An 18,172-nucleotide genomic window follows, 5' to 3' on the forward strand; every position below is an offset into this window, starting at 1 on the left:
TCAGGCAGGGGTCGAGTGTTCGACGGCAAGGGCAGGGCGAAGCGTGCGTGGATCGCCGTGCAACAGCGACCAGGACAGCAGCAGGCAGACGCCCACGAGTGCGGCCAGTAGCAGGTAGACCGGGGCGAAGCCCAACCGGTCGTAGCCATAGCCGACCACGGGGGCGAGCAGCATGGCGGTGAGTTGCTGGGCGAATTGGTAGCCGACGATGTAGAGGGTGGCCGACAGGCGCGGATCGAAATGCAGGTTGATGTATTTGAAGACCGCTACCAGCAGGATGGGCACCTCCAGGGCATGCAGCATCTTGCAGGCGGCCAGGGCCCAGGCGGTGTCGACCAGGCCCGAACCGAGGATGCGCACGAACATCACCGTGCCGGCTAGGATCAGACCCTGCTTGGCCCCCAGGCGCGTCACCAGCCACGGGGCCAGCAGCATGCAGCCGGCCTCCACCAGCACCTGGCTGGAATTCAGATAGCCGTAGGCGCGGATCCCCTCCGCCGGCGTGGCGAAAAAACTGGCGAAATACACCTGGAATTGCTGTTCGTAGACCATGTAGACCCCGGCCACACCGGTCAGGTACAGGCTCAGCGCCCAGAACCGCCGCAAGCGCAGCAGGCCCAGGAGATCGGCACCGCGTACCGGCGCGGCGGCGGTATAGGCGTGGGCGTCGGCCTGGTTGAAGAGGGTCAGGGCCAGCTAGCTCAGCAGCAGCAGAAAGACCGCGCCGGCGGCGCTGCTCAGGTAGAAGGTGATCTGCGGATCGATGTTGAAGGCTATGCCCGCCACCGCGGTGGCCGCAGCCCAGCCCAGCGAGCCCCAGGTGCGCGCCAGGCCGAACTCGAAGCCACCGCAGCGGGCCAGGCGCTCGGTATAGGACTCGATGACACCCACGGCGGCGAGCATGGCGAAGCCGAGGAACAGCGCGCCGACCAGGGCGCCAAGCACCAGATTACTCGCCAGCAGGGTGGCGTACACGTGAGTGGAGAAGGGGACGCCCAGGGTCAGCAGCACGCCGATCCAGACCAGGATCTTGCGCGACAGCCCCAGTCGATCCTGCAGGGCCCCATAGCAAGGCTGGATAAGCAGGGCTGCCACGGCATTGGCAGCAAAGACGAAACCGGTCTCGGTACCATTCAAGCCGACCTCTCGGTGCAGCCAGAGCGAGAACAGCGAGTAGCTGGACGACCAGGCGAAAAAGAAGGCGAACAGCAGGCCACTGACCAGCCAGTAGGCGCGACGATGCGAACGAACCATGGAAACACCTCTTGTTGTTGTTTTGGTAACGTTAACACTGACGTTTACTAAACGTCGCTGCGGGCGCGAAAGTCAAGGGTTTGGTGCTGCAAGAGCCATTGGCAGCATAGGGAGATAACGCCGAAACCTCCGATATACGGGGCGATCAACCAGATAGGCACCATCACCATTCGTCAGAAACCGTGGAGTCAGTAGCGCACGCACTTGCTCTGGCTTGCGGTTTTACGCGTCTATGCGGCTGCTGCAGCAGGTCCGCGACCAGCGTCTGACCCACGGCTATTCCTCGGTGACCGGCTACGTCACCTTGAGTCTGGGCGTGGCCACCGCGCTATCGCCGACCGCCGTCGATCCGGCGGCTCTGATCACCGCCGCCGATGCGCAGCTCTATGCGGCCAAGCACCAGGGCCGCGCGCAGGTCTGCGCCGCGGAATTGGCGGGCTAGGACGGTGGGTTGAACAGCGCCCGGTCAGGTAATGCCGGGTAACAGAGGTTCGGGCTTTCTTCGCTGCCCAGGCTGTGCGGCGAGGCGGCAGACTGTCAGACTGCGGGCAGGGATTCTGCCGCCGGTAATCTATGTACGCCTTCACGCAACGCCAGGCCATCTTGGCCAGCTGGATCATCGTCTTCACCGCGCTCTATCTGGTTCTCCCGCTCAAGCTCTTGCCCAGCCTGTTAGCCGGCCTGCTGGTGTACGAACTGGTCAACACCCTGGCCGGGCGCCTGCAGCGCCATCTGCCCGGCGGCGGCGCGCGCTGGCTCGCCGTGGCGCTGCTCGGCACCCTGGTGGTGAGCCTGCTGACGCTGTTCTTCGTCTGGTTCACCAGCTTCATCATCCAGGAGGTGCAGAACCCCGGACGGCTGCTGGACAAGTTCATGGTGCTCACCGAGCGTGCCCGCGCCCAGTTGCCACCCTCGCTGGACGCCTACCTGCCGGCCAACGCCGACAGCATGAAGCAGGAGCTGGTGGAGTGGGTGCGCGCCCATGTGGCGCAACTGCAACTGTTCGGTCGGGATGCGGCGCGGACCTTTGTCATTGTGCTGATCGGCATGATCCTCGGCGCCATCGTCGCCCTGCAGCCCACGCCTGATCCCGAGCGCCTGCGCCCGCTGTCCGGCGCGCTGCTGGTGCGTCTCGGCCTGGTGGCCCAGGCCTTTCGCAACATCGTCTTCGCCCAGATCAAGATCTCGCTGCTCAACACCACCCTGACCGGCATCTTCCTGCTCGGCGTGTTGCCGCTGTTCGATGTCCATCTGCCGCTGGCCAAGACCTTGGTGATCCTCACCTTCATCCTTGGCCTGCTGCCGGTGATCGGCAATCTGATGTCCAACACCCTGATCTTCATCGCCGGTCTGTCGCTGTCGATCTGGGTCGCGGTGGCGGCGCTGGGCTACCTGATCGCCATCCACAAGCTGGAGTACTTCCTCAACGCCCGCATCGTCGGCGGCCAGATCAGCGCCCGTTCCTGGGAGTTGCTGGTGGCCATGCTGGTGTTCGAGGCGGCCTTCGGCCTGCCGGGGCTGGTGGCGGCGCCGGTGTACTACGCCTATCTTAAGAGCGAGTTGAGGGCGGAAGGGCTGGTGTAATGAGTGGTCAGATCCGCGTCCTGGTGCTCTGCGTGCTGCGTCAGGGCAAGCGCATGCTGGTGCGTGAGACGCAGGACCCGCACGATGGCCGGCGCTTCTGTCGGCCCCTGGGCGGTGGCGTGGAGTTCGGCGAAACCAGCCAGGCGGCGGTGCGGCGCGAGATCCGCGAAGAACTGGGCGTGGAGCTGGCCGAGGTAAGGCTGCTGGGCACCCTGGAATCGCTGTTCAGCTACGCGGGGCGGCCGGGCCATGAGGTGGTGCTGGTCTACGCCGCCGAATTTGCCGATCGGCACCTTTATGCGCAGGCAGAGCTGCCCGGCCAAGAGAGCGATGGTGAGGCCTTCATGGCTACCTGGCGCTCGCTCGATGCCTTCGACGACACCTGTCGGCTGGTACCCGAAGGCCTGCAGGCGCTGCTCGCTACCGCCAGCTAGGGCCTCTGCCCGATCACTGACGATCCAGATTCGCCCACATGCGCTGCCAGAAGGTGCCAGCTTCTTCATTGATGGCGCGCCATGCCTGTTCCAGCCGCAGGCGCTCGGGCGCTTCGAGATCCTCCGGGCAGGCCAGGTAGCGATCGGCGGCGGCCTGGGCCTCGGCCTGCAAGCGGCGCCATTCACGCACGTCATCCAGCCAGCAGCGGCCGGTGACGGTCTCGTAGTACTCGTGGGCGATCGCGTCTTTGCTCATGGGGCGTTCCGGACTGGGGATACAGGCCTAGACCGCACCTGACGTCCGGGGTGCCCGCCTCAGACGTCGAAGAAGTCCACGTGGCCGTTCTCCAAGGTGTAGTAGGCGCCCACCACCTTGACCCGACCGTCCTGTTGCGGTGCCAGCAGGGTCGGCTCGGAGGCTGCGCGCAGGCGCCTGACCGTGCGCTGTACGTTGCTGCGCACCGCCGCTTCCAGCAGGTCCGGCGGATTGCCGGCGCGGGCGCTGAGCACCGCCGGCAGGATGGGTTCGATCATGGCGCCGATGGCACCGGGATAGAGGGCGTTCTGCTCCACCACCGCCACCGCGGCTTCCACCGCGCCGCATTTCTCATGGCCCATGACCACGATCAGCGGCACCCCCAGCTGGCTGATGGCGTACTCCACCGAGCCCAGGGCGGTGGTGTCCAGGGTGTTGCCGGCGTTGCGCACGATAAACAACTCGCCCAGGCCACGGCCGAACAGCAGCTCCGGCGAGACCCGCGAATCCGAACAGGACACCAGCACGCAAAAGGGTGTCTGGCCCTTGGCGATCGCCAGACGCCGATCGCGGTTGGTTTCTCCATGCAGGGGCTGGTCGTCCATGAAGCCCTGGTTGCCATCGATCAGCCGTTGCAGGGCCTGCTCGGCAGTGAGGGTGGTGTGGGCCTTGGCCGGCGCGGCCAGGGCAGGCAGGGCCAGCGGGGCCAGGGCAGCGGCCACCGGCAGGCAGCAGGCGCAGTGTAGGAGTTGGCGACGTGACAAGGCGGGCTTCATCGGGACACCTCTTGGCGTGGGGGCGTGCCGGTACTGCGGTCTCCAGCGCTAGGGATAACTATTGACCGCCGCCGCCGATCCTGCCAGGCGAGGCGGCGCCTATCCGACCCGTGGAAAAGCGCCAGGCATGAAAAAGCCGCGTCGGAACGCGGCTTCGGGACTCGCTCAGGCGAGCGTCACTGCCGCGCCAATACCGTGCTGCGACCCGCCTTGGGCGCGCCCGGCAGGGGGCTCAGGGCGCCAGTTTCCAGCCAGCGACGGACGCGGGTGGCATCGGCCATGTGGGTGAACTTGCCGAAGGCGTCCATCACCACGAAGGCCACCGGACGACCGGCCATCACGGTGCGCATCACCAGGCAGTGACCGGCCTTGTCGGTGTAGCCGGTCTTGGTCAGCTGCACACTCCAGTCGGCGTTGTAGACCAGGTGATTGGTATTGCGAAAGCCCAGCACATAGTTGGGATTGTGGAAGGCCTGGGTCTTTTCCGGGGTGGTGCTGAGCTGACCGAGCAGCGGATAGCGTTCGGTGGCCTTGAGCAGGGTGACCAGATCACGCGCGGTGGAGACGTTGAGCGGCGACAGGCCAGTGGGCTCGGCGTAGCGGGTGTTCTTCATGCCCAGGGCGCGGGCCTTGGCATTCATGGCGGCGACAAAGGCGCGCTGGCCACCTGGATAGTGGTGGGCGAGGCTGGTGGCGGCGCGGTTTTCCGAGGACATCAGCGCCAGTTGCAGCATGTCGCGCCGGGTCAGCTGACTGCCCAGGCGCACCCGCGAGAAGATGCCGCGCATGGCCGGATTCTCGCTGATGTCGATGTCGATGGTCTGCTCCAGCGGCAGCTTGGCATCGAGCACCACCAGGGCGGTCATCAGCTTGGTCACCGAGGCGATGGGGGCGACCTGATCGGGATTCTGGGAAAAGAGCACCTGGTTGGTCTTGAGGTCCACGACCAGGGCGTGGTTCGAGGCCAGGCGCTGGGCAGTGGCGGCAGCCGCGGCCTTGACCTTCGGTGGGGTCTGGGCCAGGACGGCCGGACTCAGCCCGACCAAGCCAGCCAGCAACAAGCCGGCGAGTTGATGACAGATCTTCACGGTAGCAGCTCTCAAAGGGGGCGGAATTAGAACAACCGCGAACGGCAATGCCCCTTGCAGATCAAGGACATTGCTTAGAGATTTCACGTCTTTTATCACCCGGAATGTCGGCTGGGAATCCGACAGGGCAGCTTTTTACACAGCGCGCTGGCAAAAAGTCACAATTAGTTGCAGATGGGCGACGAACGGCAGGGATGGCGGAGCGAAAGGGCGCCCGAGAAGGCTCGGACGCCTTGCCTTTCAGTCGTGGGCTTCCTGGGCGGCGGGGCCGAGCATGCTGCCGGTGACCAGGTAGCGCTCGTGCCAGGCCAGGGCCTCGGGCAGCAGGTGCGGGGTGTGCTTGCCATGGCTGCCGGCCAGGGCGCGCGCGAAGTAGTCCTCCAGTGCCGGGCGGAAGCTGGGGTGCACGCAGTGTTCGAGGATGGCCCGGGCGCGCTGCTTGGGGCTGAGCATGCGCAGGTCGGCCAAACCCTGGTCGGTGACGATCACCGAGACATCGTGCTCGGTATGGTCGACGTGACTGACCATGGGCACCAGGGTCGAGATCAGCCCGTTCTTGGCCGTGCTCGGCGCCATGAACACCGACAGATAGGCATTGCGGGCGAAGTCGCCGGAGCCGCCGATGCCGTTCATCATCCCCGTGCCCATCTGGTGGGTGGAGTTGACGTTGCCATAGAGGTCGGCTTCGAGCATGCCGTTCAGGGCGATGCAGCCCAGACGGCGCACCAGTTCCGGATGATTGCTCACCCCCTGCTGGCGCAGGATGATGCGCTGGCGCAGCGCTTCGGCGTGTTCGAGGAAGCGCTCGATGCCCGCCGGACTCAGGGAGAAGGACGTCGCCGAAGCCAATTCCATCTTGCCGCTGATGAGCAGTTCCAGCATGCCGTCCTGGATCACCTCGGTGAAGGCGGTCAGCCCTTCGAACTCGCTCTCGGCCAGGCCCTGCATGAAGGCGTTGGCGATGTTGCCGACCCCCGACTGGATCGGCAGCAGGTTGGCCGGGATGCGTCCCTGGCGTACCTCGAAGCGGAGGAAGTCCAGCAGGTGCGCGGCGATGGCCTGGGAGGCGGCGTCCGGCGCCTTGAACGGGCTGTTGCGATCGGGGGCATCGGTCTCCACCACGGCCACTACCTTGTCCAGCGGCACCTCCAGGTAGGGCGAGCCGATGCGGTCACCGGGATGGGCCAGCGGAATGGGCGTGCGATGGGGCGGCAGGGCGCCGTCGGTGTAGATGTCGTGCATGCCGTCCAGGGCATCGGGCTGCCAGCGATTGACCTCCAGGATCACCGCATCGGCCATGTCCAGCCAGGTCTTGTTGTTGCCCACCGAGGAAGAGGGCACCAGCAGACCGTCTTCGCGGATCGCCGCGATCTCCACCACCGCCACGTCGATCTTGCCGAAGAAGCCGTAGCGCACCTTTTCCGCCAGCTGGCCCAGGTGGATGTCCATGTAATCCAGGCCGCCGGCGTTGATGCGGCTGCGCAGCTCCGGATCGGACTGGAAGGGCACTCGCAACTCGATGCCATCGACCCGCGCCAGGGCACCGTCCAGCTCCGGTGCGGTGGAGGCACCGGTCAACACCTTGATGCGAAAGGGCTCGCCGGCGCCATGGCTGGCGGTGATGCGCTGGGCCAGGGCGCCGGGCACGGCCTTGGGATAACCGGCCCCGGTGAAACCGCTCATGCCCACGGTCATGCCGTGACGAATGAACTGCGCGGCCTGCTCGGCGCTCTGGCGCTTGGCGGCGAAACCGGGATGGCGAATACGGTGGGACATGACGACCTCTGCGGGTGTTATCGAAAGCACACTAAGAATGTGGATTCTACGCCGAAGGGATGCTTAGGTCCCTAAGCAAAAGGTCGGGTGGGCGGGGAAATTTTTGAAGAGGGATGTAGGTAGGGTTCGGTAGGTTGGGCTGAGCGCAGCGAAGCCCAACGGTGCCTAGTCATCTCGAACATCGGTATTTGTAGGTTGGCGCTGAGCGCAGCGAAGCCCAACGGATTAGGGTTGTGGATGCCCTAGCTGTTTATCGGGGTTTACTGATGCTTTTTGTTTCGCCCACCCGGGCGAGTCACTTTTGCCAGTCGCGGCTGCGCGCCCCGGACAAAAGTAACCAAAAACGCTTGCCCCGGTCATCCGGCCTTCCGCTTCGCTCCAGGTGACTCGCGTTGCTCGCCCTTTGGGCCAGCCTACGGCTGTTACTTCGCTCCGCTACGTTTCGCTCACGCCAGCGCCGTTCCGGGGTCGGTCCAGATGGGCCTTCCATGGCCCACTGGACCTCTCGCCGCATCCCTGCGGCTCGACCCGCTCCTCGACACTGCCGTTCGCCCTACTGAACGGGGCGATTCGCAAGACTGAAAGTTTTGGTTGAAGAGCTATGAACAGCCCGTAGCGTGGACAAAGGCGCAGCCTTGTCCATTGAGCATAGTTACACCACTAGCAGAAAACGCTGCGCGGTTTTCCACGTTACAGCCCCTATGAATACCCAAGCATCGGGCTGGCGCCCCGTCCCCGTCAGTGAGGCCGAGTGCAGGTGTTGCGGAGAGGATGCGAGGCAGGACGCCGAGCAAGGCGGGAGGGGCAGGAGGCCCCTTCGTGCCGTGCCCCCGGAGCGGCGCCGGAGCGAGGGGACCCGGAGCGCAGCGGAGGGCCGAAACGTGGGGACAGCGTTTTTACTTACTTTTGTCCGGGGCGCGCAGCCGCGATTGGCAAAAGTGAGTCGCCCGGGTGGGCGAAACAAAAGTCATCCGAGCACTCGATAAGCAGCCAGGGCACCGATAAAGGCATCACGGCAACCTCCGCAATGTTGGGCTTCGCTATCGCTCAACCCAACCTACGGTGCTCCACTCGGGCCTCTGCCTCACGCCACCATCATGATCCACGGCACCCCGATCCCCAGCAGCACCATCAGGAACAGCGCGCCGAAAATGGTCCCCAGTCGCCAGTAGTCCGCGCTGGGCAGGTAGCCGCTGCCGTAGTACACCGGACTTGGCCCGGTGCCATAGGGGGTGATGATGCCCATCAGCCCCAGCGAGGTGCCCAGCAGCAGGGCGAATACCGGCAGGTCGATGCCGGGGATGCCCATGCCGGCGGCCAGCATCACCGGCAGCAGCGCGGTGGTGTGGGCGGTGGAACTGGCGAACAGGTAGTGGGCGAGATAGAACACCGTTACCAGTACCACCATGGCGGTGCCGGCGTGGAAGCCGCCCAGGTGGCCGGCGACCCACTGGCCGAACCAGGCGACGAAGCCGACCCGGGTCAGGCCGTCGGCCAGGGCCACCAGGGTGGCGAACCAGGCGAAGGTGTTCCAGGCGGCCTTGTTGCCCAAGGCATCGTTCCAGGTGATGACCTTGAGCAGCAGCATCAGCACGATGACCAGGATCCCCACCAACGCCGGGTCGGCCCAGGCGGCGCCAAAGATCCACAGCGCCAGGGCGCCGATCACCAGGGCCAGCAGCAGCTTTTCATCGCGTGTCAGCGGGCCGAGCGCGGCGAGTTCCTTGGCCGCCCACAGCGGCACCTGGTCGTTGCGCTTGATCTCCGGTGGATACAGCCAGTAGGCCAGCAGCGGCAGCAGGGCCAGCAGCAGGATGCCCATGGGTGCGGCGGCGATGAACCACTGGCCCCAGCTGATGTGCACCTGGGCGGTCTTCTCGATCAGGGCGGCGGCCAGCAGGTTGGGCGCCAGGGCAGTGAGGAACAGGGTACTGGTGACGCAGGTGGAGGAGATCGCCACCCACATCAGGTAGGAGCCGATGCGCCGCGCGCTGGGGTCGTTGGGCTTGGAATCGTAGAGCAGCGGCAGGTTGCGGATCACCGGGTAGACGGTGCCGCCGCTGCGCGCGGTGTTGGACGGGGTGAAGGGGGCCAGGGCCAGATCGGCCAGCATCACCGCGTAGCCCAGGGTCAGGGTCCGGCGGCCCATGGCCTTGACCAGCAGCAGGGCGATCCGCCGCCCGAGCCCGGTCTTCTCATAGCCCAAAGCGAACATGAAGGCACTGAAGATCAGCCAGACGGTGTTGTTGGAAAACCCCGCCAGGCCCCATTTCAGCGCCTCCTGGGGCGCGCGAAAGCCCGGTGTCGCCAGTTGCGCCGGGCTGAACAGCACCCAGGGCGCCAGCAGGGCCGCCAGGGCTACCCCGATCAGGCCGATCACCGCGCCGGGCAGGGGTTCGAGGATCAGTCCCACCACCACCCCGGCGAAGAGGGCGAAGTACAGCCAGGCGTGAGCGGGTAGGCCCTCCGGTGCGGGCAGCAGCGCCAGCAATCCGGTGACGGCGAGGGGCAGCAGGAATTTCCAGGTGGTACGCATCGGGCGCTCGCAGATTCCGGTGGTCTCGGGAAACCGGCCTGGGCCGGGATGGCTGACGACGGACAGGACACTGGCCGTGAGGACAAGATGCCATCAGCGGCAGCAAGCTTTGCAAAGGTCGAGCGCCTTTCCCAGCGTGCTGGCCGTGGTCATTCGTCGCAGTCCTGCGGTCTCAGGTTCCCTGAAGGCATTCTTTCGCTATCGAGAATTACTTGCAACAACGCGAAGGCGCCGGGCGCTGGCGATTGCGCCCGTCGCTCACCTCGGCGAACAATCGGACTTTCCGCCAACCATAACAACACGAGGATGACCGCCATGAAGTACCGCCTGGGAGAACACCGCGTCGACGCCCATCCGCACAGCTGGGTCGCGCCTACCGCCGCGGTGATCGGCAAGGTGCGCCTGGATGAAGGCGCCAGCGTCTGGTTTGGCGCGGTGCTGCGCGGTGACAACGAACTGATCCACATCGGCCCCGATAGCAACGTGCAGGACGGCGCCGTGCTGCACACCGATCCCGGTTCGCCGCTGACCCTGGGGCGCGGCGTCACCGTGGGGCACCAGGCCATGCTGCATGGCTGCGAGATCGGCGACGGCAGCCTGATCGGCATCCACGCGGTGGTGCTCAACGGCGCGCGCATCGGGCGCAACTGCCTGGTGGGCGCCAATGCCCTGGTCACCGAGAACGCGGTGATCCCCGATGGCTCCCTGGTGCTCGGCTCGCCGGCCAAGGTGGTGCGCACCCTGAGCGACGCCCAGCAGGCGCAGCTGGCGGCCAATGCCCAGGTCTATGTGGCCAATGCGCGACGCTACCTGGAGGAGTTGTTCGAGCAGGGGGAGTAGGGGCATCGCTTGGCGACAATGATAGGAGTCGACGCCGGACCACCCCCCTCTCCCTTGGGGAGAGGGCTGGGGAGAGGGCGAAGCCGCTCCAGCCTGTTGGGCTTCGCTGCGCTCAACCCAACCTACGGCGATTCCCGTAGGTTGGGTTGAGACGGCTCCATCGTCGAAGCCCAACACTGGCCGCGTAGCGTGAAAAACGGCGCAGCCTTTTCCATATGACCATCGCTGCCGGGCGCGCCCTCACCCCAACCCTCTCCCGGGGGGGAGAGGGGGCTATCCGAGCAGGCGTTCGTTTCCAGCGCCAAAGGCAGATTCGCGATCCATTGTCGCTCCGCTATCCACGGCGCCGGACCACCCCCTCTCCCTTGGGGAGAGGGCTGGGGAGAGGGGGCTATCCGAGCAGGCGGCGGACCGCCTTGGGCGCGATGAGCCTCTGCCTCACGGCTTCTCGAAGCGATAGAACAGATTCGGCTCGCTGACCACATACAGCCGGCCCCGGTCGTCCATGGCCACGCCCTCGGCCTGAGGCACGCTGCGGCTCAGGCCGTGCTGGCCACGCAGCAGCGACAGGGAGCTGATCGGCTTGCCGTCGTCATCCAGCTCCAGTACCAGCCGCGACTGATCGGAGAGCGCCAGCAGATGGCCGGTGCCGGGGTCGAATTGCAGGCTGGAGAGATCGCGCACGAACAGGCGGCGGTCACGCTTGGGGTCGCTGCGCAGCGACAGGGCCTGCAGGCCCTCGAAGGCTTCGCTGCCCAGGCCGTCGATCTCGTAGATGCGTACCGGATCGCTTTCCTTGGCGACGAAGAAGCGCTCGCGGGTCGCGTCGTAGGCCAGGCCTTCGTTGCCGCGGTTGTCGCTTTCCACATCGCTCAGGCTGAAGGGATGACTGACCTGGCGGTCGTCGATGTCCACCACCTGGGTGTCGGCACCGATTTGTACCCGCACCAGGCGTTGGCGGCGCTCTTCGCTGATCATGTACACACCCGGCTTGATGTACTCGATGGCCTCCGGATCACTGAAGCCCTTGAGGTCCACCTGGCGTAGCAGCCGGCCATCCAGGTCGAGTTCGAGAAAACGCGCCGGCTTGTTGGTGACGCTGACCAGGGTGCGGCGATCCGGATCGAAGCTCAGCGCCGAGACGTCGGTGATGCCCTCGCCGATGGGGCGCGCTTCCACGGTGACGCGATAGCTCGGCAGCCATAGCGAGCGGGCCTGCCGACTCTCGGCCTGGAGCTGGCTCTGGACGTTGAACCAGAGGCGCTCGAACAGCCGGTGCTGCTGGGCCACCAGGGTCAGGGTCAGCAGCAGGGCGGCGCCCAACAGGGCACCCAGGGTGCGCGGGGAAAACAGCGGAAGCATCGACAGGGTCCTGAGGCGGTGATGCCGCGCAGCCTAAGGGCGCCACCCTGAATTCAAGCTGAATAGGCGCTCATTGCGCCGCTTTGGACACCTTGTGAAACACGTGGAAGAGATTGGGTTCACCAATCAGGTAGAGATTGCCGGCCTCATCGAGGGCCACGCCTTCCGGCTGTTCCATGGTCGCCTTGAGGCCGTGCAGACCGTCTCTGAGGCTGATGAAGCTGACCGGTGCACCTTCCGCGGTCATTTCCACCAGGGTGTGGGACTGATCGGACAGCGCCAGCAGGTGACCGGTGCGCGGGTCGACCGCCACCGCGGAGTAGTCGATCACCAGCTGCTTGAGGGGAAAGGGCTGAAGGGTACCGGTAACGCCGCGGCCGTCGCTGGCCAGGGTGAAGAGGGCGGCCGGGTCGCGCTCCTTGCTGAGGATCAGGCGTTGGCGCCGTGGATCCCAGGCGATGCCTTCGAAGCCCTTGTTGCCGGCGTCGGGAAAGCCCAGGTCATGATGCTCGAAGGTGTTGGCGTCCAGCTCCTGGGTGTCGTCCGCCAGCTGGAACAGCGACAGCCGCCGCTGGCGCTCGTCGACGATGACCAGGCGCCCGTCTTCCAGGGCGGTCACGCCTTCGAGGTTGGCGACGTTGCGGATCGGGATGCGCCTGAGGATGTCGCCGGTCAGGCTCAGCTGCACCAGGTAGGGCGTATTGCCGGTGACGGCGAAGAGGGTGCGGGTGCGGGGATCGTAGGTGAGGTCGGAAGTCTCGGCCTCGGCCAGACCCGGCAGCGGCTTGCCCTGGATCACCGCCTGGTAGTCCGGCAGCCAGACCGCCTGGGCCCGTACTTCCGGCGGCGTGCGGTATTCCTGCCACCAGAGCAGCGCCCTATCGTTCCAGTGCCAGACGAAGGTGAGGACGATCAGCACCAGCAGGACGAAGGCGGGGAGGAGGCGGAACAGGATGAGGCGGGGGAGTCTGGACATGCGGGCTCGTACGGCTTCTTGTTATGGCTTGTCTGCAAAGTCGCCGAGCGTAGGCACTTTTCAGGCAAAGCCTAGAGCGTCGTGGCTGTGCCGGTACACCATCGCCAGGCACCCGCCAGGCGACGGTGGGGTGGCGGGGGTTATAGCACGCGGGTTTCGAAGCGGCTAACGTCCGGCAGCTCCAGCACCAGTTGATCGCCCACGTTGAGCGGTCCGACACCTACCGGTGTGCCGGTGAGGATGACGTCACCCGGTTGCAGGGAGAAATGCCCGGCGATGGTCTGGATCAGCGGCAGGATGGGGTTGAGCATGTCGCGGCTGTTGCCGTCCTGGCGCACCTCGCCGTTGATGGTCAGGCGCACCGGGATGTCGGCCAGATCCTCGAAGGCATCGCCCGGCACGAAGGGCGCGAGCACGCAGGCGCCGTCGAAGCTCTTGGCGATCTCCCAGGGATAGCCCTTTTCCTTGAGGCGGCTCTGCACGTCTCTAAGGGTCAGGTCCAGGGCGGGGGCGAAGCCGGAGAGGGCGTCGCGGACTTCCTCTGGCGAAGGCTTCTTCGACAGCGGCTTGCCGATCAGCACGGCGATCTCGGCTTCGTAGTGCACCGAACCCTGATCGGTGGGGATGACGAAGCCCTCGGCCACCGGCACCACGCAGCTGGCCGGCTTGATGAACAGCAGGGGCTCGGAAGGCACCGGGTTGTTCAGCTCCTTGGCGTGCTCGGCGTAGTTGCGGCCGATGCAGACGACCTTGCCCAGGGGGAAGTGGATCTTGGTGCCATCGAGGTACTGGTGCTGGTAGGCCATGGGGGCTCCTGGTGAGTGGCGTCTGCTGGCGATCTTAACCTCACGATCTTAACCAAAAGCGGACGTCGCGGCGCGATGCGGGTCGCAAGGTGCTCATGGTCGCCCTGAGAAAGCTTCAGGTCGCAACCGGACCTGCATCCGGCTGCGCATGCTAAGATAGCGACCCCTTTGCCGCTGGCTGACCTGGCCTGCGCCGCGCCGGCATCCTTCTCCCTGGAAACTCTGGATTCAACGCAGATGAGCAAGACTTCCCTCGACAAGAGCAAGATCCGCTTCCTTCTCCTGGAAGGCGTCCACCAGTCCGCCGTGGATATCCTGAAGTCCGCGGGTTACAGCAACATCGAGTACGTCACCAGCTCCCTGCCGGATGCCCAGCTCAAGGAAAAGATCGCCGACGCCCATTTCATCGGCATCCGCTCGCGCACCCAGCTCACCGAAGAGGTATTCGACTGCGCCAAGAAGCTGGTCGCCGTCGGCTGCTTCTGCATCGGCACCAACCAGGTCGACCTGCAGGCCGCCCGCGAGCGCGGCATCGCCGTGTTCAACGCCCCCTATTCCAACACCCGTTCGGTCGCCGAGCTGGTGCTGGCCGAGGCCATCCTGCTGCTGCGCGGCATCCCGGCCAAGAACGCCTCCTGCCACCGCGGCGGCTGGATCAAGAGCGCGGCCAACTCCTTCGAGATCCGTGGCAAGAAGCTCGGCATCATCGGCTACGGCTCCATCGGCACCCAGCTGTCGGTGCTGGCCGAGGGCCTGGGCATGCAGGTGTTCTTCTATGACGTCATCACCAAGCTGCCCCTGGGCAACGCCCAGCAGGTCGGCTCCCTGACCGAGCTGCTCGGCATGAGCGACATCGTCACCCTGCACGTGCCGGAAACTCCCGCCACCCAGCTGATGATGGGTGAGCGCGAGATCCGTGCCATCAAGAAGGGCGGCATCCTGATCAACGCCGCGCGCGGCACCGTGGTCGACCTCGACGCCCTGGCTGCGGCCATCAAGGACGAGCACCTGATCGGCGCCGCCATCGACGTCTTCCCAGTGGAGCCGCGTTCCAACAACGACGAGTTCGTGTCGCCGCTGCGTGGCCTGGACAACGTCATCCTGACCCCGCACATCGGTGGCTCCACCGCCGAGGCCCAGGCCAACATCGGCCTGGAAGTGGCCGAAAAACTGGTCAAGTACAGTGACAACGGCACCTCGGTGTCCTCGGTCAACTTCCCTGAAGTGGCCCTGCCGTCGCACCCGGGCAAGCACCGCCTGCTGCACATCCACCAGAACGTCCCGGGCGTGCTGTCGGAGATCAACCGGGTCTTCTCCGAGAGCGGCATCAACATCTCCGGTCAGTACCTGCAGACCGACGAGAAGGTCGGCTACGTGGTGATCGACGTCGACGCCGAGTACTCCGACCTGGCGCAAGAGAAGCTGCAGAACGTCAAGGGCACCATCCGCTGCCGCGTGCTGTTCTAAGCCTTTAGCTGTCATAGAAAAGCCCCGGTCGGGTTCGCCTGACCGGGGCTTTTGCTTGCGTGCTGGCAGGGCATCCATCGCGGCCATGGGCCGCTCCTACAGGACGCTCGATGTATCGGTAGGAGCGGCCCACGGCCGCGATAGGGTCACGCAGCAGCGGCCACATCGGCGGAACGCCTTGGCCGCTGGTAGAGACTCAGCTGCGCTCCAGACGCTCCACGCCCTGGGCGGTGCCCAACAGCAGCACGTCCGCCGGGCGGGCGGCGAAGAGGCCGTTGGCGACCACGCCGACGATGTTGTTGATCTTCGCTTCCAGGCCCACCGGATCGACGATGTGCATGTTGTGCACGTCGAGGATGACGTTGCCGTTGTCGGTCACCACGCCGTCGCGGTATTCCGGGTCGCCGCCCAGTTTCACCAGCTCGCGGGCCACGTGGCTGCGGGCCATGGGGATGACTTCCACCGGCAGCGGGAATTCGCCGAGGACGTCGACGCGCTTGCTGGCGTCGGCGATGCAGATGAATTTGCGCGCCACCGCGGCGACGATCTTCTCGCGGGTCAAGGCCGCGCCGCCGCCCTTGATCAGGTTGAGGTGGCCGTCGGCTTCGTCGGCGCCGTCCACGTAGAATTCCAGGTCGCTGACGCCGTTGAGGTCATAGACGGTGATGCCGTGACGCTTCAGCCGGTCGGCGGTGGCCTGGGAGCTGGCCACGGCGCCGTCGAATTCCAGCTTGTGCTTGGCCAGCAGGTCGATGAAGAAGTTGGCGGTCGAGCCGGTGCCCACGCCGACCACGCTGTCGCGTGAGAGCTGGGGAAGGATGAGGTCGACCGCGGCCTGGGCGACGGCCTGCTTGAGCTGGTCCTGATTCATGGGGGTATCCGCAGAGAAAACGGGTGAAGGGTCGCCGATTATAGCCGCTCGGACGGCCTGGCTAACCTACCCGGGAGTGCCCGTAGTAGACTTTTCGCCCCCGCCGCACCCACCGGATCGCCCCGCCGATGCTCGAACAGTATGTGAAGAAGACCCTGCTCGCCCCCGTCTACGACGTGGCCATCGAAACGCCCCTGCAACCGGCGCGGGCGCTGTCCGAACGGCTGGGCTGCCAGGTGCTGCTCAAGCGCGAAGACCTGCAGCCGGTGTTCTCCTTCAAGATCCGCGGCGCCTATACCAAGCTGGCCAGTCTCTCGACCGAGGAAAAGGCTCGCGGCGTCATCGCCGCCAGCGCCGGTAACCATGCCCAGGGCCTGGCCCTGGCGGCCCGCGAACTGGGCGTGCGGGCGATCATCGTCATGCCGCGGACCACCCCGGAACTCAAGGTCATCGGCGTACAGTCCCGTGGTGGCGAGGTGGTGTTGCATGGCGACGCCTTTCCCGAGGCCCTGGCCGAGGCGCTGCGCCTGGTCGAGGAGCAGGGCTACACCTTCGTCCCGCCCTATGACGATCCGGACGTCATCGCCGGCCAGGGTACCGTGGCCATGGAGATCCTGCGCCAGCATCCGGGCCGGCTGGACGCCATCTTCGTCCCCGTGGGCGGTGGCGGCCTGATCGCCGGTATCGCCGCCTATGTGAAATATCTGCGCCCCGAGATCAAGGTCATAGGCGTCGAGCCCGATGACTCCAACTGCCTGCAGCAGGCCATGGCCGCCGGCGAGCGGGTCGTCTTGCCGCGGGTGGGGCTGTTCGCCGATGGCGTGGCCGTGGCCCAGATCGGCCACCATACCTTCGAGGTCTGCCGCCGTTATGTGGACGAGGTGATCACCGTCAGCTCGGACGAGATCTGCGCGGCGATCAAGGACATCTATGACGACACCCGCTCCATCACCGAACCGGCTGGCGCCCTGGGCGTGGCGGGGATCAAGAAATACGCCGAGCGGGAAGGCTCCGGCGGCCAGGTGCTGGTGGCCATCGATTCCGGCGCCAACATCAACTTCGACCGCCTGAGACACGTGGCCGAACGCGCCGAACTGGGCGAGCAGCGCGAAGCCATCATCGCCGTGACCATCCCCGAGCGGCCGGGCAGCTTCCGGGCCTTCTGCGAGGCCCTGGGCCGGCGGCAGATCACCGAATTCAACTACCGGTACCACACCGGCCAGGAAGCCCACATCTTCGTTGGCGTCCAGACCCATCCCCAACGCGATCCACGTGACGCCCTCATCCAGGGCCTGCGCGACCAGGGCTTCCCGGTGCTGGACCTGACCGACAACGAGCTGGCCAAGCTGCATATCCGCCACACCGTGGGTGGCCACGCGGCACGGGTCGGTGAGGAGCAGGTGTTCCGCTTCGAATTCCCCGAGCGGCCCCGGGCGCTGTTCGACTTCCTCGACCGCCTGGGCGGCCGCTGGAACATCAGCATGTTTCATTATCGCAACCACGGCGCGGCGGATGGGCGGGTATTCGCCGCGCTGGAAGCCAGTGACGCCGAGCGAGGCGAGCTGCTGGCGACCCTGGATGCCATCGGCTATCGCTATTGGGACGAGACCGAGAATCCGGCGTACCGGTTGTTCCTGGGCTAAGGTCTGGTGGTGTTGGGCTTCGCTGCGCTCAGCGCCAACCTACGGGGGCATCCGGGTAGGGTGGATAACGGCGCAGCCTTATCCACCGTTGGTACCGGAGCCCGTCAGTGGAAAACGCTGCGCGGCTTTCCACGCTACGGTTGAGTACGCCTGATCGCGGCCATGGGCCGCTCCTACAGGTCCAGATGTCATTGTAGGAGCGGCCCATGGCCGCGATGAGCGAAATATCGGACTCCTGGAGCGCCCGCATCGGCGGACCGCCAGGGCCGCGATGAGCCCATAAGCCAACGCTGAACCAGACCGCCTCCTCTCCCTCTGGGAGAGGGCTGGGGTGAGGGAGGCCAAACGCCGCTAGTCCCGCCCGTTGGGCTTCGCCGCGCTCAGCGCCAACCTACGGGGGCATCCGGGTAGGGTGGATAACGGCGCAGCCTTATCCACCGTTGGTACCGGAGCCCGTCAGTGGAAAACGCTGCGCGGCTTTCCACGCTACGGTTGAGTACGCC

General features: G+C 65.7%; 15 protein-coding genes and 1 pseudogene. 6 read left to right on the forward strand and 10 right to left on the reverse strand.

Annotated elements, in window-relative coordinates; translation table 11 throughout:
- A pseudogene (locus LRS53_RS10305) lies at nt 1-1,254 on the reverse strand (oligosaccharide MFS transporter).
- A 232-nt stretch (nt 1,255-1,486) separates the two neighbouring features.
- On the opposite strand from LRS53_RS10305, the gene LRS53_RS10310 reads away from it, so the two are divergent.
- The 3 genes from LRS53_RS10310 (at nt 1,487) to LRS53_RS10320 (ending at nt 3,272) form a co-directional block, all read left to right on the forward strand.
- On the forward strand, nt 1,487-1,696 hold the full coding sequence (locus LRS53_RS10310) for a diguanylate cyclase domain-containing protein (protein WP_231355804.1): 210 nt from the start codon (nt 1,487-1,489) through the stop codon (nt 1,694-1,696).
- A gap of 131 nt (nt 1,697-1,827) precedes the next feature.
- Nucleotides 1,828-2,838: an AI-2E family transporter gene (locus tag LRS53_RS10315; protein ID WP_231355805.1), complete on the forward strand. Its 1,011-nt coding sequence runs from the start codon at nt 1,828-1,830 to the stop codon at nt 2,836-2,838.
- A complete protein-coding gene (locus tag LRS53_RS10320) occupies nt 2,838-3,272 on the forward strand; it encodes an NUDIX hydrolase (protein WP_231355806.1) in 435 nt (144 codons plus the stop codon). Before LRS53_RS10315 ends, LRS53_RS10320 begins: the two co-directional genes overlap by 1 nt.
- 13 nt (nt 3,273-3,285) lie before the next feature.
- Here LRS53_RS10320 and LRS53_RS10325 read toward each other — a convergent pair whose 3' ends face one another.
- The 5 genes from LRS53_RS10325 to LRS53_RS10345 all read right to left on the reverse strand — a co-directional run bounded on the left by LRS53_RS10325 (nt 3,286) and on the right by LRS53_RS10345 (nt 9,704).
- Entirely contained in the window at nt 3,286-3,528 is a 243-nt protein-coding gene (locus LRS53_RS10325; RefSeq protein ID WP_231355807.1) for a hypothetical protein, read from the reverse strand.
- A 59-nt stretch (nt 3,529-3,587) separates the two neighbouring features.
- Nucleotides 3,588-4,304: a carbonic anhydrase gene (locus LRS53_RS10330; protein ID WP_017639994.1), complete on the reverse strand. Its 717-nt coding sequence runs from the start codon at nt 4,302-4,304 to the stop codon at nt 3,588-3,590.
- 176 nt (nt 4,305-4,480) lie between these two features.
- A complete protein-coding gene (gene pbpG, locus LRS53_RS10335; protein WP_017639993.1) occupies nt 4,481-5,392 on the reverse strand; it encodes a D-alanyl-D-alanine endopeptidase in 912 nt (303 codons plus the stop codon).
- Nucleotides 5,393-5,632: 240 nt separating this feature from the next.
- Complete coding sequence (locus tag LRS53_RS10340; protein WP_064308403.1) at nt 5,633-7,168, reverse strand: acetyl-CoA hydrolase/transferase family protein; 1,536 nt, start codon at nt 7,166-7,168, stop codon at nt 5,633-5,635.
- 1,084 nt (nt 7,169-8,252) lie between these two features.
- Nucleotides 8,253-9,704 carry an anion permease gene (locus tag LRS53_RS10345; protein ID WP_231355808.1) on the reverse strand — a complete coding sequence of 484 codons (1,452 nt, stop codon included), beginning with the start codon at nt 9,702-9,704 and terminating at the stop codon, nt 8,253-8,255.
- Between the two features lie 315 nt (nt 9,705-10,019).
- Between LRS53_RS10345 and LRS53_RS10350 the strand changes: the two genes are divergently transcribed.
- Complete coding sequence (locus LRS53_RS10350; RefSeq protein ID WP_017639990.1) at nt 10,020-10,544, forward strand: gamma carbonic anhydrase family protein; 525 nt, start codon at nt 10,020-10,022, stop codon at nt 10,542-10,544.
- A gap of 438 nt (nt 10,545-10,982) precedes the next feature.
- Here the strand turns inward: LRS53_RS10350 and LRS53_RS10355 are convergent, their stop codons facing one another.
- From LRS53_RS10355 to LRS53_RS10365, 3 genes are all read right to left on the reverse strand, one after another.
- Complete coding sequence (locus LRS53_RS10355; RefSeq protein ID WP_231355809.1) at nt 10,983-11,906, reverse strand: SdiA-regulated domain-containing protein; 924 nt, start codon at nt 11,904-11,906, stop codon at nt 10,983-10,985.
- A 70-nt stretch (nt 11,907-11,976) separates the two neighbouring features.
- On the reverse strand, nt 11,977-12,882 hold the full coding sequence (locus LRS53_RS10360; RefSeq protein ID WP_231355810.1) for an SdiA-regulated domain-containing protein: 906 nt from the start codon (nt 12,880-12,882) through the stop codon (nt 11,977-11,979).
- A gap of 140 nt (nt 12,883-13,022) precedes the next feature.
- Complete coding sequence (locus LRS53_RS10365) at nt 13,023-13,688, reverse strand: fumarylacetoacetate hydrolase family protein (RefSeq protein WP_231355811.1); 666 nt, start codon at nt 13,686-13,688, stop codon at nt 13,023-13,025.
- Nucleotides 13,689-13,925: 237 nt separating this feature from the next.
- Here LRS53_RS10365 and serA point away from each other — a divergent pair, with 237 nt between their 5' ends.
- Nucleotides 13,926-15,155: a phosphoglycerate dehydrogenase gene (gene serA, locus LRS53_RS10370; protein WP_231355812.1), complete on the forward strand. Its 1,230-nt coding sequence runs from the start codon at nt 13,926-13,928 to the stop codon at nt 15,153-15,155.
- A gap of 196 nt (nt 15,156-15,351) precedes the next feature.
- On the opposite strand, the gene rpiA is transcribed toward serA, so the two are convergent.
- Entirely contained in the window at nt 15,352-16,026 is a 675-nt protein-coding gene (gene rpiA / locus LRS53_RS10375; protein WP_231355813.1) for a ribose-5-phosphate isomerase RpiA, read from the reverse strand.
- Nucleotides 16,027-16,142: 116 nt separating this feature from the next.
- Here rpiA and ilvA point away from each other — a divergent pair, with 116 nt between their 5' ends.
- On the forward strand, nt 16,143-17,669 hold the full coding sequence (gene ilvA, locus LRS53_RS10380; RefSeq protein WP_331275304.1) for a threonine ammonia-lyase, biosynthetic: 1,527 nt from the start codon (nt 16,143-16,145) through the stop codon (nt 17,667-17,669).
- Nucleotides 17,670-18,172: the final 503 nt, after the last annotated feature.

Source organism: Pseudomonas sp. PLB05, from assembly GCF_021106615.1.
Classification (GTDB): domain Bacteria; phylum Pseudomonadota; class Gammaproteobacteria; order Pseudomonadales; family Pseudomonadaceae; genus Chryseomonas; species Chryseomonas benzopyrenica.

Bases quoted from the DNA above. Each gene is read 5' to 3' on its own strand.
- LRS53_RS10310 (WP_231355804.1), top strand. From the start codon at position 1,487: ATGCGGCTGCTGCAGCAGGTCCGCGACCAGCGTCTGACCCACGGCTAT.
- LRS53_RS10315 (WP_231355805.1), top strand. From the start codon at position 1,828: ATGTACGCCTTCACGCAACGCCAGGCCATCTTGGCCAGCTGGATCATC.
- LRS53_RS10320 (WP_231355806.1), top strand. From the start codon at position 2,838: ATGAGTGGTCAGATCCGCGTCCTGGTGCTCTGCGTGCTGCGTCAGGGC.
- LRS53_RS10325 (WP_231355807.1), bottom strand. From the start codon at position 3,528: ATGAGCAAAGACGCGATCGCCCACGAGTACTACGAGACCGTCACCGGC.
- LRS53_RS10330 (WP_017639994.1), bottom strand. From the start codon at position 4,304: ATGAAGCCCGCCTTGTCACGTCGCCAACTCCTACACTGCGCCTGCTGC.
- LRS53_RS10340 (WP_064308403.1), bottom strand. From the start codon at position 7,168: ATGTCCCACCGTATTCGCCATCCCGGTTTCGCCGCCAAGCGCCAGAGC.
- LRS53_RS10345 (WP_231355808.1), bottom strand. From the start codon at position 9,704: ATGCGTACCACCTGGAAATTCCTGCTGCCCCTCGCCGTCACCGGATTG.
- LRS53_RS10350 (WP_017639990.1), top strand. From the start codon at position 10,020: ATGAAGTACCGCCTGGGAGAACACCGCGTCGACGCCCATCCGCACAGC.
- LRS53_RS10355 (WP_231355809.1), bottom strand. From the start codon at position 11,906: ATGCTTCCGCTGTTTTCCCCGCGCACCCTGGGTGCCCTGTTGGGCGCC.
- LRS53_RS10360 (WP_231355810.1), bottom strand. From the start codon at position 12,882: ATGTCCAGACTCCCCCGCCTCATCCTGTTCCGCCTCCTCCCCGCCTTC.
- LRS53_RS10365 (WP_231355811.1), bottom strand. From the start codon at position 13,688: ATGGCCTACCAGCACCAGTACCTCGATGGCACCAAGATCCACTTCCCC.
- serA (WP_231355812.1), top strand. From the start codon at position 13,926: ATGAGCAAGACTTCCCTCGACAAGAGCAAGATCCGCTTCCTTCTCCTG.
- rpiA (WP_231355813.1), bottom strand. From the start codon at position 16,026: ATGAATCAGGACCAGCTCAAGCAGGCCGTCGCCCAGGCCGCGGTCGAC.